The 24,747-nt window shown below is 54.8% G+C and carries 16 protein-coding genes and 1 pseudogene; 6 read left to right on the top strand and 11 right to left on the bottom strand.

Features of this window, described 5'->3' with window-relative positions; all coding sequences use genetic code 11:
- Window positions 1–431, bottom strand: a pseudogene (locus J5224_RS08340) (YgiQ family radical SAM protein); the annotation flags it as partial.
- Between the two features lie 225 nt (window positions 432–656).
- Between J5224_RS08340 and J5224_RS08335 the strand changes: the two are divergent.
- Window positions 657–1,316 (top strand): epoxyqueuosine reductase QueH, encoded by a 660-nt coding sequence (locus J5224_RS08335; RefSeq protein ID WP_264624912.1) that lies wholly within the window; start codon window positions 657–659, stop codon window positions 1,314–1,316.
- Between the two features lie 119 nt (window positions 1,317–1,435).
- Here the strand turns inward: J5224_RS08335 and glgP are convergent, their stop codons facing one another.
- The 5 genes from glgP to glgB form a co-directional block, all read right to left on the bottom strand.
- Complete coding sequence (gene glgP / locus J5224_RS08330; protein WP_264624911.1) at window positions 1,436–3,883, bottom strand: glycogen phosphorylase; 2,448 nt, start codon at window positions 3,881–3,883, stop codon at window positions 1,436–1,438.
- A gap of 159 nt (window positions 3,884–4,042) precedes the next feature.
- Window positions 4,043–5,473 (bottom strand): glycogen synthase GlgA, encoded by a 1,431-nt coding sequence (gene glgA / locus J5224_RS08325; protein WP_264624921.1) that lies wholly within the window; start codon window positions 5,471–5,473, stop codon window positions 4,043–4,045.
- A gap of 98 nt (window positions 5,474–5,571) precedes the next feature.
- Window positions 5,572–6,849, bottom strand: coding sequence for a glucose-1-phosphate adenylyltransferase (glgC, locus tag J5224_RS08320; RefSeq protein ID WP_264624910.1), 1,278 nt, complete (start codon window positions 6,847–6,849; stop codon window positions 5,572–5,574).
- A gap of 3 nt (window positions 6,850–6,852) precedes the next feature.
- Complete coding sequence (glgX, locus tag J5224_RS08315; RefSeq protein WP_264624909.1) at window positions 6,853–8,850, bottom strand: glycogen debranching protein GlgX; 1,998 nt, start codon at window positions 8,848–8,850, stop codon at window positions 6,853–6,855.
- Window positions 8,847–11,027 carry a 1,4-alpha-glucan branching enzyme gene (gene glgB / locus J5224_RS08310; RefSeq protein ID WP_264624908.1) on the bottom strand — a complete coding sequence of 727 codons (2,181 nt, stop codon included), beginning with the start codon at window positions 11,025–11,027 and terminating at the stop codon, window positions 8,847–8,849. Before glgB ends, glgX begins: the two co-directional genes overlap by 4 nt.
- Before the next feature lie 452 nt (window positions 11,028–11,479).
- On the opposite strand from glgB, the gene J5224_RS08305 reads away from it, so the two are divergent.
- Window positions 11,480–13,198, top strand: a complete 1,719-nt coding sequence (locus J5224_RS08305) for a sensor histidine kinase (protein WP_264624907.1) — start codon at window positions 11,480–11,482, stop codon at window positions 13,196–13,198.
- 18 nt (window positions 13,199–13,216) lie between these two features.
- Here J5224_RS08305 and opp1C read toward each other — a convergent pair whose 3' ends face one another.
- The 5 genes from opp1C to nikR all read right to left on the bottom strand — a co-directional run bounded on the left by opp1C (window position 13,217) and on the right by nikR (window position 18,017).
- Window positions 13,217–14,077 carry a nickel/cobalt ABC transporter permease gene (opp1C, locus tag J5224_RS08300; RefSeq protein WP_264624906.1) on the bottom strand — a complete coding sequence of 287 codons (861 nt, stop codon included), beginning with the start codon at window positions 14,075–14,077 and terminating at the stop codon, window positions 13,217–13,219.
- A complete protein-coding gene (gene opp1B / locus J5224_RS08295) occupies window positions 14,074–15,012 on the bottom strand; it encodes a nickel/cobalt ABC transporter permease (RefSeq protein WP_264624905.1) in 939 nt (312 codons plus the stop codon). The genes opp1C and opp1B overlap by 4 nt, the downstream gene beginning before the upstream one ends.
- A gap of 15 nt (window positions 15,013–15,027) precedes the next feature.
- Window positions 15,028–16,596: a nickel ABC transporter substrate-binding protein gene (gene nikA, locus J5224_RS08290; RefSeq protein WP_413544654.1), complete on the bottom strand. Its 1,569-nt coding sequence runs from the start codon at window positions 16,594–16,596 to the stop codon at window positions 15,028–15,030.
- 9 nt (window positions 16,597–16,605) lie between these two features.
- Window positions 16,606–17,403, bottom strand: coding sequence for a class I SAM-dependent methyltransferase (locus J5224_RS08285; protein WP_264624904.1), 798 nt, complete (start codon window positions 17,401–17,403; stop codon window positions 16,606–16,608).
- 215 nt (window positions 17,404–17,618) lie between these two features.
- A complete protein-coding gene (gene nikR, locus J5224_RS08280; RefSeq protein ID WP_264624903.1) occupies window positions 17,619–18,017 on the bottom strand; it encodes a nickel-responsive transcriptional regulator NikR in 399 nt (132 codons plus the stop codon).
- A 486-nt stretch (window positions 18,018–18,503) separates the two neighbouring features.
- On the opposite strand from nikR, the gene J5224_RS08275 reads away from it, so the two are divergent.
- The 4 genes from J5224_RS08275 (at window position 18,504) to J5224_RS08260 (ending at window position 24,712) form a co-directional block, all read left to right on the top strand.
- Complete coding sequence (locus J5224_RS08275) at window positions 18,504–20,153, top strand: thiamine pyrophosphate-binding protein (RefSeq protein ID WP_264624902.1); 1,650 nt, start codon at window positions 18,504–18,506, stop codon at window positions 20,151–20,153.
- Window positions 20,154–20,416: 263 nt separating this feature from the next.
- The gene (locus J5224_RS08270) at window positions 20,417–21,883 is read left to right on the top strand and encodes a nucleotidyltransferase domain-containing protein (protein WP_264624901.1); all 1,467 of its coding nucleotides are present in this window, start codon (window positions 20,417–20,419) and stop codon (window positions 21,881–21,883) included.
- A gap of 19 nt (window positions 21,884–21,902) precedes the next feature.
- On the top strand, window positions 21,903–23,078 hold the full coding sequence (locus J5224_RS08265; protein ID WP_264624900.1) for an MFS transporter: 1,176 nt from the start codon (window positions 21,903–21,905) through the stop codon (window positions 23,076–23,078).
- Window positions 23,075–24,712 carry an AMP-binding protein gene (locus tag J5224_RS08260; protein ID WP_264624899.1) on the top strand — a complete coding sequence of 546 codons (1,638 nt, stop codon included), beginning with the start codon at window positions 23,075–23,077 and terminating at the stop codon, window positions 24,710–24,712. Before J5224_RS08265 ends, J5224_RS08260 begins: the two co-directional genes overlap by 4 nt.
- The last annotated feature ends 35 nt before the right edge of the window (window positions 24,713–24,747 follow it).

The raw sequence follows: 24,747 nt of genomic DNA, 5'->3' as shown, positions 1-24,747 counted from the left end.
GTATAAACCAGCGTGGCGCGGTCTGGACGCTTACCGGCGATATTATCTGGCGTATACGCATCATCATGGCGCGCTTTACGATCGGCAGTGTAATGGTTGATCATCGAATCCATATTGCCTGCCGTCACGCCGTAAAACAGGTTCGGCTTGCCCAGGCGCATAAAGTCGTTTTTCTGCGTCCAGTCCGGCTGGGCAATAATCCCAACCCGAAACCCCTGTGACTCCAACATCCTGCCAACGATCGCCATACCAAAACTGGGATGGTCCACATAAGCATCCCCTGTTACCAGCACAATGTCGCAGCTGTCCCAGCCCAGTTCATCCATCTCTGCGCGGCTCATGGGCAAGAATGGCGCAGTGCCGTAGCACTCGGCCCAGTAGCGTGGGTAAGAAAACAGATGGCGTTCAGGAACAATCAGGCTTGTGGACACGGTCAACTCTTCAACACAGAGGGTTATCAGGGCCGGAAATTCTACCGATTTCCCCAGAAAAAGGGTGGGAATTTACACTGGAAATGAGACAGATCATGAAAATGGCTCTGTGCAAAAAACACGCATCAATATTGCAAGAAAACGCACCGGGTGAGGCCGTTAGCCGCCCTGCGCGTTAGCAATGCTACACTTCAAACAAGTACAGCCAGCCACATAACGGAATATATGACCAGTACGCCATTGAAACGCCCGACGCTGACGCTGCCCAATGGGGCGGACAACCTCCTGCTGCATTCGTGCTGCGCACCGTGTTCAGGAGAAGTGATGGAAGCCATTCAGGCCTCCGGGATTCACTACACCATTTTCTTCTACAACCCCAATATTCATCCGCAGAAGGAGTATCTCATCCGTAAGGAAGAAAATATTCGCTTCGCCCAGAAGCATGGGGTGCCCTTTATTGATGCCGACTACGACACGGATAACTGGTTTGAACGGGCAAAAGGAATGGAGTGGGAACCGGAGCGCGGCGTGCGCTGCACCATGTGTTTTGATATGCGCTTCGAGCGTACCGCGCTGTATGCGGCGGAAAACGACTTTACGGTGATCAGCAGCTCGCTCGGCATTTCGCGCTGGAAAAACATGCAACAAATTAATGACTGCGGTCAGCGGGCCGCCTCGCACTATCCGGGCATGGTGTACTGGGATTACAACTGGCGTAAAGGGGGCGGTTCGGCGCGCATGATCGAGATCAGCAAGCGAGAGCAGTTTTATCAGCAGGAGTACTGCGGTTGCGTTTATTCTCTGCGTGACAGCAATCTGCACCGCAAATCACAGGGCAGACCGTTGATTAAAATCGGGAAACTCTATTATGGTACTGAGGAGTAATCACACAGGTGATCCTGCACGCTACTCGTCTTTCCAGCGAAAGCGGGAATCTCCTACAGGGAAAACGTGTTCCTTCTGTCAGAGATCCCCGGCTTTCGCCGAGGATGACGTGGGGGACGTTACAACCGTATCGGTTTGATATCCCAGATATCGTCGGCATACTCCTGAATGGTACGGTCAGACGAGAAATTACCCATATTGGCGATATTAAGGATGCTCCTGCGCGTCCATTCATCCGGTGTGCGGTAAAGCTCATCCACCCGGTCATGGGTATCAACATAGCTACGATAATCCGCCAACAGCTGCCAATGGTCGCCAAAATTCACCAACGAATCGAACAGATCGCCGTAGCGTCTGGGATCGTTCGGGCTGAAAACCCCGGTGGCAATCTGCGTCAGTACCCGGTGTAACTCCTCGTCTTTCTCGTAAATTTCACGCGGGTTGTAGCCGTTCTTGCGCAGTGCCTCGACCTGTTCCGTGGTGTTGCCAAAAATAAACATGTTCTCTTCGCCAATGTGCTCCAACATTTCCACGTTGGCTCCATCGAGCGTACCGATGGTCAGTGCCCCATTGAGCGCAAATTTCATGTTACTGGTGCCGGAAGCTTCGGTGCCCGCCAACGAGATCTGTTCAGACAGATCGGCCGCAGGAATGATGATCTGCGCCAGACTGACACTGTAGTTGGGAATAAACACCACCTTCAGCTTGTCATGCATGTCGGGATCGTGGTTGATCACCGCCGCAACATCGTTGATCAGGTTGATGATGTGCTTCGCCATGTAGTACGCCGACGCCGCTTTGCCCGCGAAAATCGCCACGCGCGGCACGCGCTTGGCCTTGGGTTCATCCTTGATGCGGTTATACAGCGTAATAATGTGCAGCAGATTGAGCAGTTGCCGTTTGTACTCATGAATGCGCTTGATCTGCACATCGAACAACGCCTCAGGATCGATAACCACATCCAGATGCTCGGCCACATACTCTGCCAGACGTTGCTTGTTCGCCAGCTTCGCCTTACGCACCTTCTGCACAAACGCTGGAAAATCCGCCTGTGGCTTAATATCGTCTAACTGGCGGAGGTTGGTACGCCAGTTCTTACCAATCGCATCATCCAGCACTTTCGACAACGACGGGTTCGCCAGCGCCAGCCAGCGTCGCGGCGTAACGCCGTTGGTCTTGTTACAGAAGCGATCGGTATAGATGCGTGCAAAATCAGCAAACAGCGACTGTACCATCAAATCGGAGTGCAGCTCCGATACGCCGTTCACCTTGTGGCTGGCGACCACCGCCAGCCAGGCCATGCGCACCCGGCGGCCGTTGGTTTCATCAATGATGGAAACGCGCGCCAGCAGTTCGTTATCTTTCGGGAATTTCTGTTGCACCTCTTCGAGAAAGTGCTCATTGATTTCAAAAATCAGTTGCAGATGGCGCGGCAATATCTTGCCCAACATGTCCACCGGCCAGGTTTCCAGCGCTTCTTGCATCAGCGTATGGTTGGTGTAAGAGAAGACGCTCGTCACCACCTGCCAGGCATCCAGCCATTTGAACTTGTGTTCATCGATCAACAAGCGCATCAGTTCGGGGATCGCCAACACCGGATGGGTATCGTTAAGGTGAATGGCAAATTTATCCGCCAGATTGTTATAGGTGTTGTGCATCATCCAGTGACGGCTCAGGATATCCTGCACCGTAGCAGACACCAGAAAGTACTCCTGACGCAGGCGTAACTCACGCCCGGAGTAGGTGGAATCATCGGGGTAAAGCACCCGTGATACGTTCTCCGAGTGGTTTTTGTCCTCCACCGCAGCGAAGTAATCACCCTGATTGAACTTGCCCAGATTGATTTCACTGCTGGCCTGCGCGCCCCACAGCCGCAGCGTGTTGGTCGCATCGGTGTCGTAGCCGGGGATTATCTGGTCATAGGCACTGGCAATGATCTCTTCGGTTTCCACCCAGCGCGCCTTGCTCCCTTCCTGCTGTACGCGCCCGCCAAAACGCACCGTATAGCGCGTACTGTGACGCGGAAATTCCCAGGCGTTCCCGTATTCCAACCAATAGTCCGGGGATTCGGCCTGCTGACCGTTGACAATCTTTTGCGCAAACATGCCGTATTCATAGCGGATACCATAGCCACGGCCGGGCAGCGCCATGGTCGCCAGCGAATCCAGGAAGCAGGCCGCCAAACGCCCGAGGCCACCGTTACCCAGCCCTGGATCGTTCTCTTCCTCGATCAGTTCATCCAGATCCAGCCCCATGTCGTCCAACGCTTGCTTCAGGTCTTCATAGAGCCCCATCGCCAGCAGCGCATTTGACAGCGTTCGGCCCAGCAGAAACTCCATCGAGAGATAGTAGACCTGTCGCACATCCTGCGAGAGCTGCGCCCGGTTGGAGCGTAGCCAGCGCTCTACCATGCGATCGCGCACCGCGAGCAGCGTGGCGTTCAGCCACTCGTGCTTGTTGGCGATAGAGGGATCTTTACCTATGCTGAACATCAACTTATAGGCAATGGAATGCTTTAGCGCGTCCACGCTGAGCGTGGGTGAGTTGTAGATAAACGGAGAGTTCATTACGTTTATTCCCAATCATGAGTGTTACGACAAGCGTTGTTTGACCGAGATCGCTAACGCCCCTGCATGTTGTCCTCACCATGCAACGCACGGCTATACCCGTCACACTTCACGTTGCAGATGCGTTTACCGCTTTTCCGCAACGCGAATTATTGAGGGTCATAAGCGCTGGTAAAGTGCACGATATGCCTGCGCAGCTACCTGCCAGCTAAAGTCCATCGCCATCGCCTGACGTTGCACATAACGCCACAGCGTGGGACGAGACCACAACACAAACACGCGGCGAATCGCTCGGGAAAGCGCATCGACATTGCAATCGCCGAAGGAAAAACCGGTGGCAAGGCCATCAGCCAGATTCTCCAGCGAGCAATCCGCAACGGTATCCGCCAAACCGCCGGTATGACGCACCAGCGGCAGCGTGCCGTACTTCAACCCATACAACTGCGTGAGCCCGCAGGGCTCAAAGCGGCTGGGCACCATGATGACATCAGCGCCGCCAATAATGCGATGCGAAAACGCTTCGTGATAGCCGATCTGTACGCCAACCTGCCCGGGATATTCTGCCGCCGCCGCCAGGAACCCTTCCTGCAAATCGGCATCACCGGCACCCAGCACCACCAGTTGCGCCCCTTGCTCCAGCAATTCCGGCACGGCCTCCAGCACCAAATCTAGCCCCTTTTGATGTGTCAGGCGACTGACGATAGCAAACACCGGGATTTTCTCATCCACGGTCAATCCCATGGAGATTTGCAGTTGGCGCTTGTTGTGCGCTTTATTGACCAACGTTTCACGGGCGTAGGAATGTGACAGCAGCGCATCGTGCGCCGGACTCCAGATGGCATCATCAACACCATTAAGAATGCCCGACAGCCGCCCCTCCTCTTCCCGCGTACGCAGCAGCCCTTCCATCCCGTAGCCAAATTCAGGCAAGGTGATTTCGTGCGCATAGGTTGGGCTGACGGTGGTGACATGATCGGCATAATACAGCCCAGCCTTGAGGTAGGAGATCTGCCCGTAAAACTCCAGGCCGTACACCTGGAAGAAATCACCCGGCAGTTGAATATCGGCCATATGACGGGCATGGAACAACCCCTGAAACGCCAGATTGTGCACGGTAAATACCGATTTCGCCGGACGATGGCGTGCCGCCAGATAGGCGCAGGTTAACCCCGCGTGCCAGTCATGGGCGTGTACTACCTCAGGCCGCCAGTAAGGATCGAGCCCGCAGGCCATTTCACATCCCACCCATCCCAGCAGGGCGAAACGCAGGTAATTGTCTGCATAGGCATACAGCGCCGGATTGTGGTATGGACTACCTGCGCGTTCATACAGTTCTGGCACATCGATCAGGTAAATGCCTACGCCATTGAAGTGCCCATAAAGCAGCGCCATGTGTCCGGCAAAGGTGTCCAGCTCACACACCGTTTGCAGGTTGGCGACACCTTTTTTCAGATCGGGAAAGGCGGGCAGAATGACACGCACATCCAGCCCTGCTTCGATTTGCGCTGCTGGCAACGCCCCCGCAACGTCCGCTAATCCGCCGGTTTTCAGCAGCGGAAACAGCTCTGAACATACATGTAATACCCGCATTCTTGCTCCCACGTTCCCCTCATCTGTGATGTCGCGCACCACGCCATCGCGAACGATGGTCTCTTGAGCGACAGCATCTTCAACCACAGTCTCGTCAACTACAGCTTCGCCAACATGGCGCGTGTCACCAGCACAATTCCCTCTTCCGAGCGGTAGAAACGGCGGCTGTCTTCAGCGGCATTTTCGCCAATCACCGTCCCCTCCGGCAGAACACACGCACGGTCGATGACACAGCGCCGCAGGCGGCACGAACGCCCCACGTTCACATCCGGCAGCAACACGGACGAATCGATGCTGCAAAACGAGTTCACCCGCACGCGGGGGAACAGCACCGAATGTGTCACCACCGATCCCGACACGATACAACCGCCGGACACCAGCGAATTCATGGTCATACCGTGGCTGCCCGAGCGGTCTTGTACAAACTTGGCCGGTGGCAGTTGATCCATGGCGGAACGTATTGGCCAGTTTCTGTCGTACATATCCAACTCTGGCGTGACCGAGGCCAAATCGAGATTGGCCCGCCAATAGGCTTCAAGCGTTCCTACATCGCGCCAGTAATGGCAATCATCCTGACCCGAGGTGACGCAGGAGAGCGAGAACGGATGCGCCCAGGCATCGCGTTGCGCGACAATTTTCGGAATCAGATCTTTACCGAAGTCGTGTGAAGAGCCCGGCTGATTGACGTCCTCTTGCAATAACCGATAAAGGTAGTCTGCATTAAAAACATAGATCCCCATGCTGGCGAGCGCCATTTCAGGGTCATCCGGCATCGGCGTGGGCTGTTCCGGCTTCTCGTCAAAGCTCAAAATGCGCCGCTGCTTATCCACGCTCATGATGCCGAATGCGTTCGCTTCGTTGAGCGGCACCGGCAAGCATGCCACGGTACACTGTGCCTGTTTGTCGACGTGATCGATGAGCAAGCGCGAATAGTCCATTTTGTAGATGTGATCGCCCGCCAGAATCACCACGTATTCCGCACGATAGCGTCGAATGATGTCGAGGTTTTGACAGACGGCATCCGCCGTGCCGCGATACCAATGATCGGTCTCCTGACGCTGCTGGGCAGGCAGTAGATCGACAAATTCATTCATCTCAGCATTGAGGAAAGACCAGCCACGCTGAATATGCTGTACCAGCGTGTGAGATTGATATTGGGTAATCACGCCGATGCGGCGAATCCCCGAATTCAGACAGTTCGAGAGGGCGAAATCGATGATACGGAATTTGCCGCCAAAATGGACAGCGGGCTTGGCGCGCAGCGCGGTCAGGTCTTTCAGGCGCGAGCCACGCCCGCCTGCCAGAATCAGCGCCACTGATTTCAGTGGAAGCTGCCGTGCGAGCATCAAGGGATCATGCTTCTCATTATTTACCATGGCCTACTCCTTACTGCGGCGTGTACAGACACACACCGATTGGGCATTCCCTTGCCAAAACCCGCCGCGTAGCGCTTTCGAGTCCTCAAACGGCGGCGACACCAGCCAATCTCCTGCGGGCAGCGACATCTCGCACGGCGACGCACTCGCATTAATCAGCAGTAACCAATCAGACGACAGGACGATTTGTAAACGGCGTTCTCCCTGCTCCCAGGCCGACGACGTGAGCGGCTGCGCCCGTTCATTCAGCCACTGCACATGACCATCCCCTTCTTGCCACCAGGCATCCTGCTGTAACGCGGGGATGGCGCGTCGCAGCCGAATCAACCCGGCGGTAAAAGCACTCAAGGCGTTATCCGCCGTTTCCCAGTTAAGCCAGGTCAAGTCATTATCCTGACAGTAGGCGTTGTTATTCCCCTGCTGGCTGTGCCCGTGCTCATCCCCCGCCAGCAGCATGGGCGTGCCCTGCGACAGCAGCAATGTCGTCAACAACGCCCGTTGGCTGGCGGCACGGCGTACCAGCGTGGCATCATCCGCCTCCAGCCCTTCGGTGCCGTGGTTGTTGCTAAAATTGCTGCCGGTGCCGTCGCGGTTATCTTCCCCGTTGGCATGGTTGTGCTTATGGTTGAAACTGACCAGATCGCGCAGCGTGAAGCCGTCGTGCGCGGTGAGCTTGTTTACCGACGCATGCGGTAAACGAGGAGCGTGTTGAAAGATATCGCTCGACGCGGCAAAGCGGCGGGCGAAACCGCCCAGAGAAATATCGCCACACAGCCAGAAGCGGCGCATATCGTCGCGGTAGCGATCGCTCCACTCGGCAAAGGGGGCAGGGAAACGCCCGAGTTGATAGCCGCCCTCGCCAATATCCCAAGGCTCGGCGATCAGTTTCACACCGTGCAAACGCGGCTCTTCACGCAGTGCGGTAAGCAACGGTGCGGCAGGGTCAAACACCGGGGTTCTGCCCAAAACGGTGGCCAGATCGAAACGGAAGCCATCCACGTGGCACGTTTCACGCCAGAAAATCAGGGACTGCATCACCCAGTCAATCACCGCAGGATGATTGAGACGCAGCGCGTTACCGCAGCCGGTCCAGTTGTGGTATTCGCCCTGTTCGGTCAGCCAGTAATAGCTCTGGTTGTCGATGCCGCGCAGCGACAGCGTCGGCCCTTCAACATCCAGCTCTGCCGAATGGTTAAACACCACATCAAGGATCACTTCGATACCCGCGTGATGCAGTGCCTTAACCATATCGCGGAATTCATTGAGCGCATCATCACGCGCCGCTAGGCTGGTCTCAACGGCAAACGGCAACAGCACGTTGTAGCCCCAGTAATTACGCAGCCCGAGTTTCTGCAAGCGCGGCTCATCGGCGTGCTGCTGCACGGGCAACAGTTCAATGGCGGTAATACCCAGTTTTTTCAGATAATTGATCATGACCGGGTGTGCTACACCGCTGTACGTCCCGCGCAATTCGGCGGGAATCTCGGGATGTAACTGGGTCAAGCCACGCACGTGAGCTTCATAGATAACACTCTCGCCCCACGGAGTGGCTGGCGGAGCGTCATCGCCCCAATCGTAACGTTCATCCACCACCACGGCTTTTGGCATCACCTGAGCACTGTCGCGCTCGTCTGGCGCATCAATGCCACCGTGTAGACTCTCGTCATCCACCACCCAGCCATCTAACTGGCGAGCACAGGGATCGAGCAGCAGTTTGTTCGGATTAAAACGGTGGCCCTGTTGCGGCGCAAAGGGGCCATAGACGCGGTAACCATAGCGCAGTCCGGCGCGCGCAGTAGGTTCCTGCTCTGTGAGTGGCAAATAACCGTGCCAGATATCTCCCGTGCGGGATGGCAACGTGAGGCGGTGTTCTTGCTGATGGGCATCAAACAGACACAGTTCTACCCGCTCGGCATAGGCGGAAAACAGCGCGAAATTAATGCCCTGTTGATCGACGCTGGCACCCAATGGCGCGGGCTTACCCGGCAGCAGTGCGATCATGGCCTCTCCTTCGCCAGATAGAGCGTCGCCAGCGGCGGCAACGTCAATACCAGCGAATGCGCGCGATCGTGGCTGCCAATGGCTTCGCTCTCCAACGCACCGCCGTTACCCAGATTGCTACCGTGATAATGCCAGGAGTCGGTATTGAGAATTTCACGCCAGCGCCCCGGCTGATTGATGCCGATGCGGTAGCCTTGACGCGGCACCGGGGTGAAATTGCTGACCACCAGCACCTCATTGCCTTGCCTGTCGCGGCGTATAAAGGCGAATACCGAGTTTTCCCGGTCATCCACCACCCGCCATTCAAAGCCTTCCGGTTGGAAATCCAACTGATAAAGCGGCGGCTGGACGCGATAGCAGTGGTTCAAATCCTTCACCAACTGCTGTACGCCACGGTGCCACCCTTCCGGTTCATCCAGCAGATGCCAGTCCAGGCTGGTATCGTGATTCCACTCCCGCCCCTGCGCGAATTCTCCGCCCATAAACAGCAGTTTCTTACCGGGAAATGCCCACATAAAGCCGTAATAAGCGCGCAGATTGGCAAATTTTTGCCACACGTCGCCCGGCATACGATCGAGCAGTGAACGCTTGCCGTGCACCACCTCATCGTGTGACAGCGGCAGAATAAAATTCTCGCTGTAGGCATAGAGCATGCCGAACGTCATCTTGTCGTGGTGGTACTTACGATGTACCGGATCCTGCTGCATATAGCTCAGCGTGTCGTGCATCCAGCCCATGTTCCATTTGTAATGGAAGCCTAAGCCATTGCAGTCCGGCGGCAACGTCACCCCCGGATAGTCGGTGGACTCCTCAGCCACGGTAATGGCATCGGGGCGCTCATGGCCCAGCATGTTGTTGGTGTAACGCAGGAAGGCGATGGCTTCCAGATTCTCTTTGCCACCGTAATAATTGGGCACCCATTCGCCCTGTGCCCTGCTGTAATCGCGGTAAACCATTGAGGCAACCGCATCCACCCGCAGACCGTCGATACCGTAATGCTCCATCCAGAACAGCGCATTACCCGCCAGATAGTTACGCACCTCATGGCGGCCGTAGTTATAAATCAGGGTGTTCCAATCCTGATGAAACCCCTCTTTCGGATCGGCATATTCATACAGCGCGGTGCCATCAAACTGCGCCAAGCCATAGGCATCGGTCGGGAAATGCCCCGGCACCCAATCCAGCAGCACGTTAATGCCCGCCTCGTGAAGCGTATCGACAAAACAACGGAAATCCTGCGGCGTACCAAAACGCCGCGTCGGCGCGTACAGACCGAGCGGCTGATAACCCCAACTACCATCAAACGGATGTTCGTTGATGGGCAGCAGCTCAATATGGGTGAACCCCATCTCGTTGGCATATTCTGCCAACTGCGTTGCCAGATCCTGATAGCTTAGCCAGAAGTTATTGTCGGTATGACGACGCCAGGAAGCGAGATGGACTTCATAAATTGAAATGGGTGCATCGAAGTTGTTCGCCTGTCGCCGCTGCGCGTTGGATTCAACTTTGGGCGGCAACCGAACCACGCAGGAGGCGGTTTCCGGGCGCATTTGCGCCTCAAACGCGTAAGGGTCAGCTTTAAGCTGCACATTGCCGTGCACATCGACCACTTCATATTTGTAAAGCTGCCCGGCATGCACCGCCGGCAGAAAAATCTCCCAGATGCCGTTTTCACGCAACAAGCGCATCGGGTGACGGCGTCCGTCCCAGAAATTGAACTCTCCCACCACGGAAACCCGATGCGCATTCGGTGCCCACACGGCAAACCGCGTGCCTTCAACGCCATCCAACGTCACCAGGTGTGCGCCGAGGCGTTCGAAGGGGCGCAGGTGAGTGCCCTCCGCCAGCAGCCAAATATCCATGGCATCCAGCAACGTGCCGAACCGATAGGGATCGTCGATAACCAAAGCGGCATGCGCCCAGGTGACGGCCAGTTGGTAACCAAAGGGACGTTTACGACGAGGCAGGGCTGCACAGAAAAAACCACGATCGTCGATGCGCGGTAGCTGCCCGACTTTACGCCCGGTGGCACTATCCAGCACCCAAACGTCCAGCGCATCCGGCAGCAGCGCACGCACTTCAAGCCCGTTTTCGGTTTCATGCATGCCCAACAGGGAGAAAGGATCGGCGTAATGACCAGCAATCAGCGAGTTGATTGCACCGGATAATTCCGACATGGTATCCATCCTCTAATTAACCGATTGAATTTATTATGCAAACACGTCATCAGTCCGATGCCGTATTTTTACCACCTCAAATAATTCAATAAAAAACAATACGTTAATAGGAATCTAACGAAGTGCCCTAATGAGGTGTAATCACGCACAGGAAAAGGCAACAACTCATACGCCGTTATTGATAAGTCTAGTCAATAAAACAAAAAGCACGGGGCGAAACTTAAAATTTTCCTTTAATTTTTATATGAATAAGTTATGACACAGTTGTTAATGATTCTATTCATCTCCTCTTACCGTTTCCTCCAGCACCGTTTGCACTACGGCGCGAAAATTGGGCAAAAACAGCCAGAGAAAGGTGCAAAATTTCTTCACAGTCCGTACTTATCCGTATCCGATCGCGTTACAATTACCGATGCATGTCCCCCTTGCATGCGCAGTGAGGTACTTTTTTCATGGTCAGCCAAATCGATTTGATTCTCTCGTTACTCCAGCAGATGTGCGTCTATCTGGTGATTGCCTATTTGCTGAGTAAAACGCCGCTGTTTATCCCGTTGATGCAGGTCACCATCCGTTTGCCGCACAAGCTAGTGTGCTATCTGGTGTTTTCCATGTTTTGCATCATGGGCACCTATTTCGGTCTGCACATTGATGATTCCATCGCCAATACGCGCGCCACCGGTGCGGTGCTGGGCGGGATGCTGGGCGGGCCATCGGTCGGTTTTCTGGTCGGCTTGACCGGTGGGTTGCACCGTTACTCCATGGGGGGAATGACGGCGCTGGCTTGCATGGTGTCAACCATTACGGAAGGGTTGATCGGCGGCCTGCTGCACCGTTATCTGCTGCGGCGTAACCGTATCGATATGCTGTTCCAGCCGCTGGTGGTAGGGCTGACGGCGCTGGTCGCGGAACTGCTGCAAATGATCATCATTCTGCTGCTGGCGCGCCCGTTCGACAGCGCCGTTGAACTGGTCAAAGACATTGCGCTGCCGATGATGATCACCAACACCGTAGGCTCCGCCATGTTTATGCGCATCCTGCTCGACAGACGCGCTATTTTCGAAAAATACACCTCGGCGTTTTCTGCCAAGGCGCTGCAAATTGCCGCGCGCGCGGAAGGGGCGTTGCGCCAAGGGTTCGATCAGCAAAACAGCATGCGCGTGGCGCGCATTCTCTACGAAGAGCTGGGCGTCGGTGCCGTTGCCATCACCGATCGCGATAAGCTGCTGGCGTTTATCGGGCTGGGGGACGATCACCACAAGGTGGGCTCACCGATTACCTCGCTGCATACTCACCGCGCCATCGATAATAATCAGGTGGTGTACGCCGACGGCAATGAAGTGCCCTATACCTGTTCCGTCTCAGCCCACTGCAAACTTGGTTCGACCCTGGTGATCCCGCTGCGCGGCGAAGAGCAGCGGGTAATTGGCACCATCAAACTGTATGAACCCAAGAACAAGCTGTTTTCCAGCATCAACCGTACGCTGGGGGAAGGTATTGCTCATCTGCTGTCAGCGCAGATTCTGGCCGGGCGTTTCGAGCAGCAAAAACAGCTGCTGGCGCAGTCGGAAATCAAGCTGTTGCACGCACAGGTCAACCCGCACTTTCTGTTTAATGCGCTCAACACGCTTTCCGCCGTCATTCGGCGCAACCCGGATCATGCGCGGCAACTGGTGCTCTCACTTTCCACCTTCTTTCGCAAAAACCTGAAGCGCAGCAACGATGAAGTATCGCTGCGCGATGAGATGGAACACGTCAACGCCTATCTGGAAATTGAGAAGGCGCGTTTCGCTGACCACATGACGGTAGAGATTACGCTGCCGGAAGAACTGATGGATGCGCGTTTGCCTGCGTTTTCACTGCAACCCATCGTGGAAAACGCCATTAAACACGGTATTTCGCAGATGATAGAGAGCGGCCATATTCACATCAGCGGCCGCTACCGCGCCAACACGCTGGAACTGATGGTCGAGGATAATGCAGGCACCTATCAACCTCCGACTGGGGGTGACGGTTTAGGCATGAATCTGGTCGATCGCCGCATCAAGGCGCGCTATGGCAACCGCTATGGCATTACCGTCGAGAGCGAAACCGATATTTTTACTCGTGTGGAAGTGCGTGTTCCGCTGATTCAACCGAAAAAGGCGCTGGCAGATATCGAGCGTGCGGCGTAGGTTTTTTTTCCGACGCTTTCACGCATCAGAGGACGCTGCACAGCCTTCATCCCCGCCGGTAACGTCCAGCGCATCGCGCAGGCTATCCCCGAGGTACTGGCAGGCAGCAACCACCAGTACGATGGCGATCCCGGCAGGCAGCATCTGTTCCGGGTGCACCATCATCACGTTTTTCGCTTCCCCCAGCATCGCCCCCCACTCCGGGGTTGGGGGCTGCACGCCCAGCCCGAGAAAGGACAGCGCCGAAAGCAGCAGGATAACCGCGCCGCTGTCGGTTGTTGCCAGCACGATAAGTTCCGCCGCCGTCACAGGCAGCAGGTGCCGTCGTATCAAATAGCCGGGAGAGGCGCCCAGCAGGCGAGCATAGTGAATATAGTGTTTATCGCTGTACTGAAGCACAATGCCACGCACCATGCGGGCATACCATGCCCACTTCACCAGCACCACCGCCAGCAGGATATTTTGCAGCCCCGGCCCCAAGATGCCGACCAGCGCAAAGATCATCACCTCCCCCGGAAAAGAGAGCATCAGATCGCACAAACGCATCAGTGCAGCATCAATCCGTCCGCGCAGGTAACCCGCCAGCATGCCGAGCACCGTGCCCGTCAGCATGGTGGCGACCATCGCCAACAGGGCAATAAACAGGGTATTGCGGATACCAAACAGCAGGCGCGACAAGATGCAGCGGCCGAGGTGATCGGCCCCCAGCGGGTAATTCAGACTGATGCCGTGATATTTATCGCGCCAGGAAACCAACAACGGATCGTGGGGTGCCAGCCAGGGGGCCAACAGGCCCGCCGCCGCCACAACCAGCAGGAAAATCAGACTGAGCAGCGCTAGCGGATCCTGCGTAATGCAGCGCCACAGACGGCGAATCATAGCGCAACCCCACGACGCAAACGGGGATCGAGCCACATCAGCAGGATATCGATGAGAAAATTGCCCACCACAAACAGCAACGCCATTAACAACACATAGGCTTGAATAATTGGGTAATCACGCTGAAAAATCGCCGAAACACACAGACGTCCTAACCCCGGCCAGGAAAAAATGTTCTCAATAATCAACGTCCCGGCAAACAGTTTCGGGATACTCATGCCAAGCGCGACCAACGGCGAATACAGTGCATTTACCAGAACATGGCGCCATAGAATACGGCCTGAACTCAACCCCCGTGCGCGCGCATAATCGACATAGGGTTGATGTAAGTGCGCCAGCATATTGGCACGTAACAGGCGTACATAAGTGCCCAGATAGCCCAATGCCAACGTCAATGCAGGCAGGATAACCGCCCCCGGTGCATCAATGCCCCCCACTGGCAGCCACTGCCATTTCACCGCCAGCAGCCAGATCAGCAACAGTCCCACCCAGTAATTCGGCATCGCCGTCAGAAAAAACAGCCCCGCACGCAGCAGTTTGTCTGGCCAACGCCCAGCGCTCACCACACACAGCGCAGCAATCGCCAGCGATAACGTCACAATCATCGCCAGCGCCGTCGCTGCCAGCCACAGCGTTGCGGGCAGTGCCTGCGCTAATTCATGGCTCACCGCCGTACGCGTCACAAACGACGTGCCCCAATCCCATTGCACGCAGCGCGCTAACCAGCGCAGATACTGCTGCCACAAGGGCGCGTCCAACCCCAGTTCAAGACGCAGCGCAGCAATGGCCTCCGGCGTCGGAACGATCATATTGACGCGTAAGGCCACCTCCGCCGGATCGGAAGGCGATAATTGGATAAGCAAAAACGTGACAACGGTAATCAGGAGCACCAGCGGCACCATCAACAGCAACCGATGCAACACATAACGCCCCATTACGCGCGCCCAGACCTATTGAAAGGACATCTTTTCAAAGGGGATCTCATACTGCGAAGGATTAAATGACACTCCCTGTAGCGCCGGACTAAACACCGCTTTGGTGCGCGAATAGGTCAGCGGGATATACACCCCTTCTTGCGCCAGCGTTAAAAATATCTGGCGATACAGCGCCTGGCGTTTCACATCATCGGGCTCGATCAGCACAGCACCAATGGCAGCATCGATCTCCGCTTTATTTGGTAGCCCTTTTTGCCCCTGATAATCCGCGTGGGCCGGAATACGGAACGACGAGACATAGGATTGCGGATCGTAAGGCGTCCCCCAGGACAGTGAGTACTGAATATCAAAATCGCCAGACCTCTGCCTGTCCAGATACGCCTGCTTTTCCTCACCCAACAGCTCGACGGTGACGCCTATCTGCCTGAAATCGCTCTGCACGACTTCAGCAATCTGCCGCTCGCCCGCATTATTGCTGTTGTAAGAGAACACCAGACGTAACGGAACGCCCTGTTTTTCTCGCTGCGCCGCGCCTTTGGGCAGCACCCAGCCTGCGGCATCCAACAGCGCCGCAGCCCGTGCGCGGTCAAAGGGATACATCGGCAAATCGGCAATATTGGCGTAGGGCACCGTGCGGGCCAGCAGCGTGTCGGCCACGCTTTCACTGCCAGACATCACCCCTTGTGCAATCGCCTGTTTATCCACAGCATATTGCAACGCGATGCGCACCTGCCGGTCAGATAATGCCGGGCGGCTGCTGTTCAACACCAAAGCGCGCGAAGCGATAGGCGCACTGATCAGCGTTTTAAAGCGTCCTGCTGCTTGCAGCGCAGCAAAATTATCACCGTCCAGCATGTCGCCATCAGCGCCGAAAATCAGTTGAATATCGCCTTTTTCAAAGGCCATCAACATGCTTTGCCTGTCAGGGATCACCCGCCAGACCACGCGCTGCAAGCGTGGCGCGGTCCCCCAGTAGTGCGGATTCGCAGTAAAAATCGCATACTGATTTTTTACCTGTTCGCTGAGCAGCCAGGGCCCCGTGCCCGCATAGCCGCTCACGCCCTCTTTGGTTTGCCCATTGATAAAGTTTTTCGGTGAGATAAAACGAAACGGGCGCGTCAGCCCCAGTTCCACCAAGGCCGGGTAGTAGGGATGGCGCAAATGCAGCACGACGGTAGCATCGTCGATAATCTCAACGCGCTCAATCTGCCGCACCAGTTCCAACCAAGCGTGACGCTGATAATTGGCCAACACCGCATCAATGTTCAGTTTTACCGCCTGAGCATTGAACGGCTCGCCATCGCTGAAGGTCACGCCTTGTCGCAGATGGAAGGTATAGGTTTTGCCATCCGATGAAATCACCCAACGATCCGCCAGCCACGGTTGTACACCGTTGTCGGTATTCACCACCAGCGACTCAAACACCATATTCTGCGCTGCCATCTCGCCGCTGTAGAGATGCGGGTTGATATCACGAATGTCCTTGGTGCTGGCATAATTGAGCGTCGTGGGCGTTTGCGCCGCCGCACTTGCCATGCCCGTCAACATCAACACTGCCAGAAAAAATCCTGCTATCGCTCTCATACAACGTCCCTATTTTTCTGCACACACCATAAACATCGGCGTCGAGGCGTAGTTAACTTTTTCGGTTTCATCCCACAACGTGTCGCCTACACGGGTATCCAGCATGATTTTATGGTAGCCACATTGCAGCAACGCCTGCGTATCCCACTCAGGGCGGTGCTCGCGGCTGAGCGGCAGTTGGCGCGCGATCGCCTCCATAGCGCTGGTATCAGTATTCACGTAGTGGTCGTCGAGTCCGAGATAGCGAGCATTGGCGCGATCGTCCAGATAGCCGAGACGTGAGGATTCATCAAACAGTTGCAGATACCAGTTGGCATCAAAATTAAGCAGGCGACCACCGGGGGCCAGCAGACGGTGCCACTCCCGGTAGGCACGCAGCGGTTCAGCCAGATTCCAGGTCACGTTACGCGTGACGATCAGGTCGAACTGGTTGTCTGCCAGCGGCATCGCATGCACATCAGCGGAGACAAAATCGACGTGAACACCGTAATGCGTGGCATTGGCACGAGCCTCGGCGAGCATCGCTTCCGTCATATCCACAGCGGTAACCCGATGCCCGGCCAGCGCCAGCGTTACGGCAAAAAAACCGGGACCAGTGCCAATATCCAACACGCGTAACACAGGTGCATCAGGGGCATATTCCATGATTTTTTTCAGCCAGCGGGCACGCTTGGCATTCGCCAGTTCGGTGGCATTGATGTGGCTATATTCGGCGGCGCGGCGCGTCCAATAGCGTTGGACGTCCTGATTTAATGCGGTGTTTTCATCAACGACAAGGTCATTATCTTCGGCAAGTATCGAGCTCACTCGGTCATTCCTGTTCAATACCGTTCAGGCCGAATGCGGCAACACGATGTCGACTAGCGTGCCTGGTGCACCGAGCCCAAAGGGGAAGAGGCTATTATTGTGAGGCGATTTATAGCAGATTGGCGCAGGCAGTTTAACCATGGAGTATGAAGTTTTATAAAAAAATCATACTTCCTTGATCTTGCTTAATTCCTGCCCATTTTAGCGGACAAATATCAGCACGGTATCAGGTTGAGTCGGCCGTGTCTCACGCCCGTTTGCGCCATCACCGATTCGGCAAACACTTCTACCTGGGCCGTGGTGCCGCGCAGAATCAAGGTTTCAACGCACTCATCATGGCTGAGGTGAGCGTGCATGGTTGACACGGTTAGCCCGTGGTGATCGTGTTGCATCTCCGCCAGACGACTGGAAAGCTGACGTTCATGATGATCGTAAATGTAGCTCAATATCGCCACACACGGGCCTTCTTTATCCTGTTCCAGGGTCATTTCACCGAGCTCACGCCGCAACATATCGCGAAACGCCTCAGAGCGGTTGGCATACCCTTTGCGACGCATCAGTTCGTCAAAGTCCAGTGCCAGTTCGTCATCCATAGAGATGGTCAGTCGTTGCATGTTGCTCTCGTATCGAAAAACCCATTTTTGGGAGTAATAATGGAAGCATTATAATAGGATGTTGACTTAAGTGATATCTTTCTTCTTAAGCGACAGAGAGAAAAGTGCAAATTTCATATTCATTGAACATAAGCACACATTGAAAACTATCATCACACCAAATATATTTAATGTATAAAATCAACTAATTCGGTAAAGCAGTACAGTAACAACTGAAGCAATAATAAGTCCGAACTCCCATCCTACCGTTATCATTGATTATTTTATTTTCACATGACGTTTATTTTTTATTGATATTCAAGCTTTATACTCCCTATCATCAAGCCTTACGCTTTTACTTGCTGCCATTCACAGAGATAGCAATCTGTGGCGTTCATAAATAAAAACACAGCGTCTGATAAAAGAAATCATTCCACAGAGTTATTTTATATATTTAAACATCCGGGGCCGTAATTATTGACTGAATTTCACGGACAGGAGATGAACATGCAATTTAATGAACTTTTTCTTAAAACGATGTCCAGCATGGGCTTAAAAAAATGTTTCGGTATTATTGGTGGTGAAGCGGAAGCGATAAGCTTTGATGAAGCGTTTGGTATTCGTTTTTATTTAACACGACATGAATTTGCAGCAGGCATTATGGCGGACGTCGCGGGGCGCCTCACCGGAATGCCTCATATGTGCTGGGCCACGTTTGGCCCAGGGTTAACCAATATGGCTACGGGCGTGTGTTCCGCCATGTTGGACCGCTCTCCCATGGTCGCTTGCTCCGCACAAATTCCTCGCCCACAGATCAGGTTTAACCTGACACACCAATGCATTGATAACGTCGGATTGATGACAAGCATCACAAAATCCAGCCAGCAACTCGAAAAGGCAGAAGAGCTTGTTTCTCACGTCCAGAGCGCGTTGCAGCACACGCTGGATGGCTTACCCGGCCCCGCCTATCTCAGTATCCCGCTGGATCTGCTGAAAACCGAGGTGCCGGATCGCAAGGCACTGGACATCTTGCAAGCCGTGCAGCCACTCACCCGGAGGAAGAAAGCCAAGCCTGCGCGTGCCGATATTATCCGCGCCGCCCAATGCATTACCCATGCAACGCATCCGATGATTGTCATCGGCAATCAGGTTATCCGCGACGGCTCGCAAGCGAGCGTTTGCCGTTTTTCGCAACAGATCAATGCGCCAATAATCTGTTCTCTCGCAGCCAAGGGTGCCGTGCCCGACGATCACCCTCAGTTTCTGACTGCCGCTAACAAATATCTGGATGGTGTATATCGTACCCCCGTGCTGCACGAGTTGTTTGAGGGTGTCGATTTGATGATTTTGATTGGCTATGACTTCGGTGAGGATCTGAAACCAGCATTGTGGGGTAACGATAAACCCACACTGGTTATAAACAGCGTCGATGTCCCGATGGACGATATTTTCCAACCCGATATCCTCTGTCTGGGCGATATCACACGCAGTCTTGATCAACTTACCCATTACGCCTTGCCCAAGCGGGAATGGTTAGCATCCCATCAGCGGTTGAAGCCATTTTTCGACAAACGCCGGCCCGCTTCGCAGCCTGACACCGCCACCGATATTCCCGGCATTGTGGCTGCCGTAAGTACTGCGCTGGGGCGCGACGGTATATTCTGTAGCGACGTCGGGCTGCACAAACAGTATGCCGGACTGCTGGCCACCACGTACCAGGAAAACCGTTTTTTGTGCTCCAACGTCTGCGGCAGTTTCGGCTTTGGTCTCCCCGCTGCAATGGCGGCACAGATATGCTATCCCGAAACCCGCGTTATCGCCTTTTGCGGTGATGGCGGATTTCACTCCACCAGTCAGGAGCTTGAAACCCTTGTTCGGTATTCGTTACCGGTGGTTATCGTTGTTCTGTCGGATTCAGCGTTTGGCCTTATCAAGTATTACCAGAATCTCAATGGTTCTGAACCACAACGTCATCTGACCGAATTCGGCCCGGTCGATTTCACCCTACTGGCTAACGCCAATGGTGTATCAGCGACAAAAGTTTTGGATATCGCTGATTTTCCTGATGCGCTCGAGAAAGCATTCCAGACACGCCAACCCCATTTAATAGAGATACCTGTAAAATATGATTACAACCTTTTACAACATATCGCCTGAACCACAATTGACTGTCATCACTGAAGAATATATCCACTTATTTTATAAAAAACGATACTCAAGGGTTCAAGCTAATTACGATAAAAACCATTTCGGCTGAAATATGCAGAAAAACATCAAAATGTCCGACATGGATTATTATTAAAACGCGATATCTGAATAGGGTTAAACATGTATTTACCTAGAGTGAAAAACGTCGCCGGGTAAATACTGGATACCTCTTTTTGAGTCAACAACATAAAATACATGGATCTATAGCCATCATGAATCAAAAAACAGATGCCCGTACACAGTATTTTTGCACCACTGCCAAATATCTGTTTGGCGATAACCTGTCCGGCATTGCAGAGACAGATGCCTTTTTACGACAGCCTGATTATTCATCGCGTGCTGTCGGCCATTATTATTTGATCGTGCAAGAAGACGGTGGAGAAAAAATGGCATGTGCAGCACAGTATCTGCACGCTGAGTTCCCCGAGCTGTCACTGAATTATCTGACGGAAAGAGAATTGGCCGACTATCCTGCTCACGGTCGTTGGTCGTTCCACATCTGTCCCTGGCCCTACCGTAGCACATCGACAGAACGCGCACTCGCAGCAGGTGAGCCCGATTACCCGGATGCCCTGCGCCAGGCGGCCTTCGCCACGACCCATATCGCTCGTCTCTACTATCTGCGCGATTTGCCCGCAAAAGCGCATGTCTGGGGCGTGCGCCAACTGGGCTGGGCGATGCGCTATGCTGAAAACGGGCTCAGCAAATTATTGGGGCAGTTGGAAACGCGTCATCATAACCCGCTGTCAGTCGCGGGAATGAATAAAGAAGACATCCGCTGGTTGACCTATGCCAACAGCCACTGGCAGCCCTTTGAGCGCTCACTGCTGGAAAACGCCAATACCTTTCGCACCGCCGCTGCACGGCTGAGCGCCATCGCAGAGTGTTACACTCAACACATTGCCGCAAGCTACCCGGACACGCAGAACGTGATCGCGCAACATGCTGAAACAGCACCTGCGGCGATTCACGCCATGACGGCACCGATCGTCGATGCGCTCAACGCCGCTTTCGGTGATCGTCTGCTGTCGCTTTATCTCTATGGCAGCGCAGCACACGGCGACATGAGGCCGAATTCAGATATTGACCTTATGGCGGTATTCGACAGTGTCGACCATCCCACGCTGGAGCAGGTCCGGCGCATCCAGCACCGCTTTGAGAAACTCTCACTCTGCGTCTATAGCCTCAACAATATCCGACAATACCCCACATTTCGCCGCTATGGCTTGCTCAACGGCACGCGCCACCTCGCAGGACCATTCTGCTTTGCACAGACCCGCGGCCCGTCAGACAACGTGAACGCCATTTTGAATAATCTCTCTATCATCCGCCAGGTCGCACGCGGCTATTTGGTGAGCGGATGCTATGGCCAGCGCGCACATTACCAGTTGAGCCTGATGGTAAAGCTGGCCGATCACGGCTGCCTTCGCCCCTTGCAGCAATGGCAAAGCCTCCACTATCCCACCAACCGGGCCGAAGCTATCACTTATTTTTCCAGCTGTGAATTCGCCTCCGCCCTGCTTGAGCATGCTGCCCGGTTAACGACAGAAGAGGAGGCGCTGCGCACGCAGCTCATGGCCGGAAACCGCCAGGGTCTTACACAACACTGGCTGAGATTAAACACCTTTGCCAACCGCATCGAAAACGTGGTCAGGCCATGCGGGCATTACCCGCCGTAGAACATGAAGAGGGAGTGATGTGAAACGGGAATCACCTCATAAGTTAGTCATCCTGAGCTTTACGCAAGGTACGCTCTTTTGGACGGCATCCGGCACGGCGATGGGTTTCATTCCGCTGTTAGCTGTAACGCTGCACTTATCTGCCCAGGAGGCAGGGCTGTTTGTTGCCGGGGCCGCCATAGGGCGGGTCGCCTTCCAGCCGTATACCGGGCTGATCATCACTGCCGATAACGCGGAGCGCTATTACCTTATCGGGCTAGGCTGCGCTATCGTCAGCAGCGTGATCCTGGTATGCGGTCAGCATCCCGGTTGGCTCATCACCGCACGTCTGATGGAAGGCGTCGGGCTGTCCTTATTTGTCGTTTCCTGGCGAACGCTTCTGAATCGCATGTCGCAGTTGCACTTTTTCGAGGCGGTAAACGACAGTTATGTGGTGTCACAGAATATCGGCCGCACGCTGGGCCCGGCAATCGGTGGCATAGTGGTGGCTGGCTATGGTATTCAGGCTGCGTTTCTCTTCTCGGCACTGCTGTATACGCTGTGTTTCCTCCTTGCTCACTGCCATCGCTCCCGTTACCACAGCCACTCCCCCACGCGAGAACCGAAAACGCAGCGCTGGCGCTATTTGTGCGGGATTTTTCAGCGCCAGAAAGTTCTTTTTGTTATCCATCACATCGAATTTTTCTGTCTCGGATTATGGCTGGCAGGCTGGCCTGTCTATGCAGTGATCGCCAATGGCATCACCACCGAGCAGTTGGGGTATTCGTTTTCACTGGCAGCCTTGGGCGGACTCGGCCTGTTTGTGATAAAGCCCTGGACGTCAAGGCTATCCGTTCGCCATCGGCTGGCGCTGGCGCTCGCGCTGTTGGCGATCCAACCGCTAGCCGCAATGAATCTGTCACAGTGGTCGCTACAATTTGGATTACTTATCGCCGTCGGCGGGCTGGGCGGCGCGCTCTACTTCACCAGTTTTCATCGTCTGCTGAGCGACACCGTTTCGGTAGACAACATTCCGCTGACATATGGCGTATTGGGATCCAGTACATTCCTCAGCCAGGCGGCCGGGCAGGCGTCGGCCCCCATGTTGTCGCAGGCCTTTTCCGCACAAGCGCCGATCGTGCTCGACGCAGCGCTGCTATCCGCCTGCCTGATCATGGCACTGGTGGTACCGATAGCGAGGCACAACATACGATGACTACCACCGTCGCGCTTAACAAATGCGCCGCGAATTACGCGCCGCTCTCACCGCTTAATTTTCTAGTACACGCGGCAACAGTATACGGCGACCAGTTGGCCATTATCTACGGCCATACCCGTCGTACCTGGCACGAAACCTATCAACGTGCCTGCCGTCTGGCCAGCGCGATTGCACAGGCAGGCATTGAGCGCGGCAGCACGGTCGCCGTGCTGTTACCCAATATACCGGAAATGGTTGAAGTGCACTTTGGCGTACCGATGGCAGGTGCCGTACTGAACACCCTCAATACCCGTCTTGATGCCGCCTCACTGCTGTACATGCTGCGCCACGGTAATGCGAAGATGCTGATTGTTGATACCGAATTTTCCGAGGTTGTACGCCACGTCGTGCAGGAACACCCAGAATTACCGCTGATCAAGGTAACCGACAGGATACCAGCGGATCCGCGTATTTTTTTTGGTGCTATCGAATACGAACAATTTCTGGCAAACGCGACTCATGAGCCTCAATGGGCACTGCCTGACGACGAATGGGACGCTATCGCCCTCAACTATACCTCTGGCACGACGAGCCAGCCGAAAGGCGTTGTCTATCACCATCGCGGGGCCTACCTTGCGGCCCTCGGCAACCTGCTCGAATGGAGCATGCCCCTGCATCCGGTCTACCTGTGGACGCTGCCGATGTTTCATTGTAACGGCTGGTGTTTCCCTTGGGCCATTGCGGCACGCGCAGGAGTGAATGTCTGTATGCGAAAATTCGACGTCAATACCGTCTTTGAACTGATTCGCCACGAGCGGGTAACGCACTACTGCGCTGCCCCGATTGTGCAACAATCACTTGCCGATGCTTCCCCGGCGCTGCGCGAGGGAATAAATCATCATGTACATACCCTTGTCGCAGGGGCCGCGCCGTCTCCCGCACTGCTCACAAAAATTGAAAAAATGGGCTTTCAGGCGCTACACGTCTACGGCCTGACGGAAGTTTATGGCCCGGCAACGGCCTGTGCACCGCAGCGCCGTTGGCACAGCCTGCCCAATGACGAGCGCGCCAGACTGAGCGCGCAACAGGGGGCTTGTCATCACATGCAGGCCGAGGTGAGCGTGCGCCATCCCGACACGTTGTTACCCGTACCCGCAGACGGTAAGACGCTCGGCGAAATCATGGTACGCGGCAATCTTTGCATGAAAGGCTACCTTAACGACCCCGCGTCAACGGAGGAAGCCTTTCGCGGCGGCTGGTTTCACACCGGCGACCTCGGCGTGATAACGGATGATGACTACATCCAGCTCAAAGATCGCCGCAAAGACATTATTATTTCCGGTGGGGAAAACATTTCTAGCATAGAGATCGAGAACACGCTGTATCAGCATCCCGCCGTGGCCGTGGCCGCCGTCATCGCGCAGCCAGATGCACTCTGGGGTGAGGTGCCATGCGCATTTATTGAATTACGCGACGGCGTGCAGGCCAGCGCCGAGGATCTAGTCATACATTGCCGCCAACGACTCGCGGCATACAAGATACCCAAAGCGGTGCATTTTGGTGAGCTACCAAAGACAGCGACCGGCAAGGTAATGAAGTCCGTGCTGCGTAGCAGGCTTCAGCAGGACAAGGGGAGCAATGGCAGCGCGTGAGACGATGTGGTATGCCCCGCACGGCGCGGGGCATT

Source organism: Candidatus Symbiopectobacterium sp. NZEC135, assembly GCF_025962695.1.
This window is presented reverse-complemented; position numbering and strand designations above follow the sequence as displayed.

What these genes read in the sequence shown, in the direction of transcription:
- nikA (WP_413544654.1), bottom strand. Translation starts at nt 16,596, where the DNA reads ATGAGAGCGATAGCAGGATTTTTTCTGGCAGTGTTGATGTTGACGGGC.
- glgX (WP_264624909.1), bottom strand. Translation starts at nt 8,850, where the DNA reads ATGATCGCACTGCTGCCGGGTAAGCCCGCGCCATTGGGTGCCAGCGTC.
- J5224_RS08305 (WP_264624907.1), top strand. Translation starts at nt 11,480, where the DNA reads ATGGTCAGCCAAATCGATTTGATTCTCTCGTTACTCCAGCAGATGTGC.
- glgP (WP_264624911.1), bottom strand. Translation starts at nt 3,883, where the DNA reads ATGAACTCTCCGTTTATCTACAACTCACCCACGCTCAGCGTGGACGCG.
- J5224_RS08270 (WP_264624901.1), top strand. Translation starts at nt 20,417, where the DNA reads ATGAATCAAAAAACAGATGCCCGTACACAGTATTTTTGCACCACTGCC.
- glgB (WP_264624908.1), bottom strand. Translation starts at nt 11,027, where the DNA reads ATGTCGGAATTATCCGGTGCAATCAACTCGCTGATTGCTGGTCATTAC.
- nikR (WP_264624903.1), bottom strand. Translation starts at nt 18,017, where the DNA reads ATGCAACGACTGACCATCTCTATGGATGACGAACTGGCACTGGACTTT.
- J5224_RS08260 (WP_264624899.1), top strand. Translation starts at nt 23,075, where the DNA reads ATGACTACCACCGTCGCGCTTAACAAATGCGCCGCGAATTACGCGCCG.
- opp1B (WP_264624905.1), bottom strand. Translation starts at nt 15,012, where the DNA reads ATGGGGCGTTATGTGTTGCATCGGTTGCTGTTGATGGTGCCGCTGGTG.
- opp1C (WP_264624906.1), bottom strand. Translation starts at nt 14,077, where the DNA reads ATGATTCGCCGTCTGTGGCGCTGCATTACGCAGGATCCGCTAGCGCTG.
- J5224_RS08335 (WP_264624912.1), top strand. Translation starts at nt 657, where the DNA reads ATGACCAGTACGCCATTGAAACGCCCGACGCTGACGCTGCCCAATGGG.
- J5224_RS08275 (WP_264624902.1), top strand. Translation starts at nt 18,504, where the DNA reads ATGCAATTTAATGAACTTTTTCTTAAAACGATGTCCAGCATGGGCTTA.
- glgC (WP_264624910.1), bottom strand. Translation starts at nt 6,849, where the DNA reads ATGGTAAATAATGAGAAGCATGATCCCTTGATGCTCGCACGGCAGCTT.
- glgA (WP_264624921.1), bottom strand. Translation starts at nt 5,473, where the DNA reads ATGCGGGTATTACATGTATGTTCAGAGCTGTTTCCGCTGCTGAAAACC.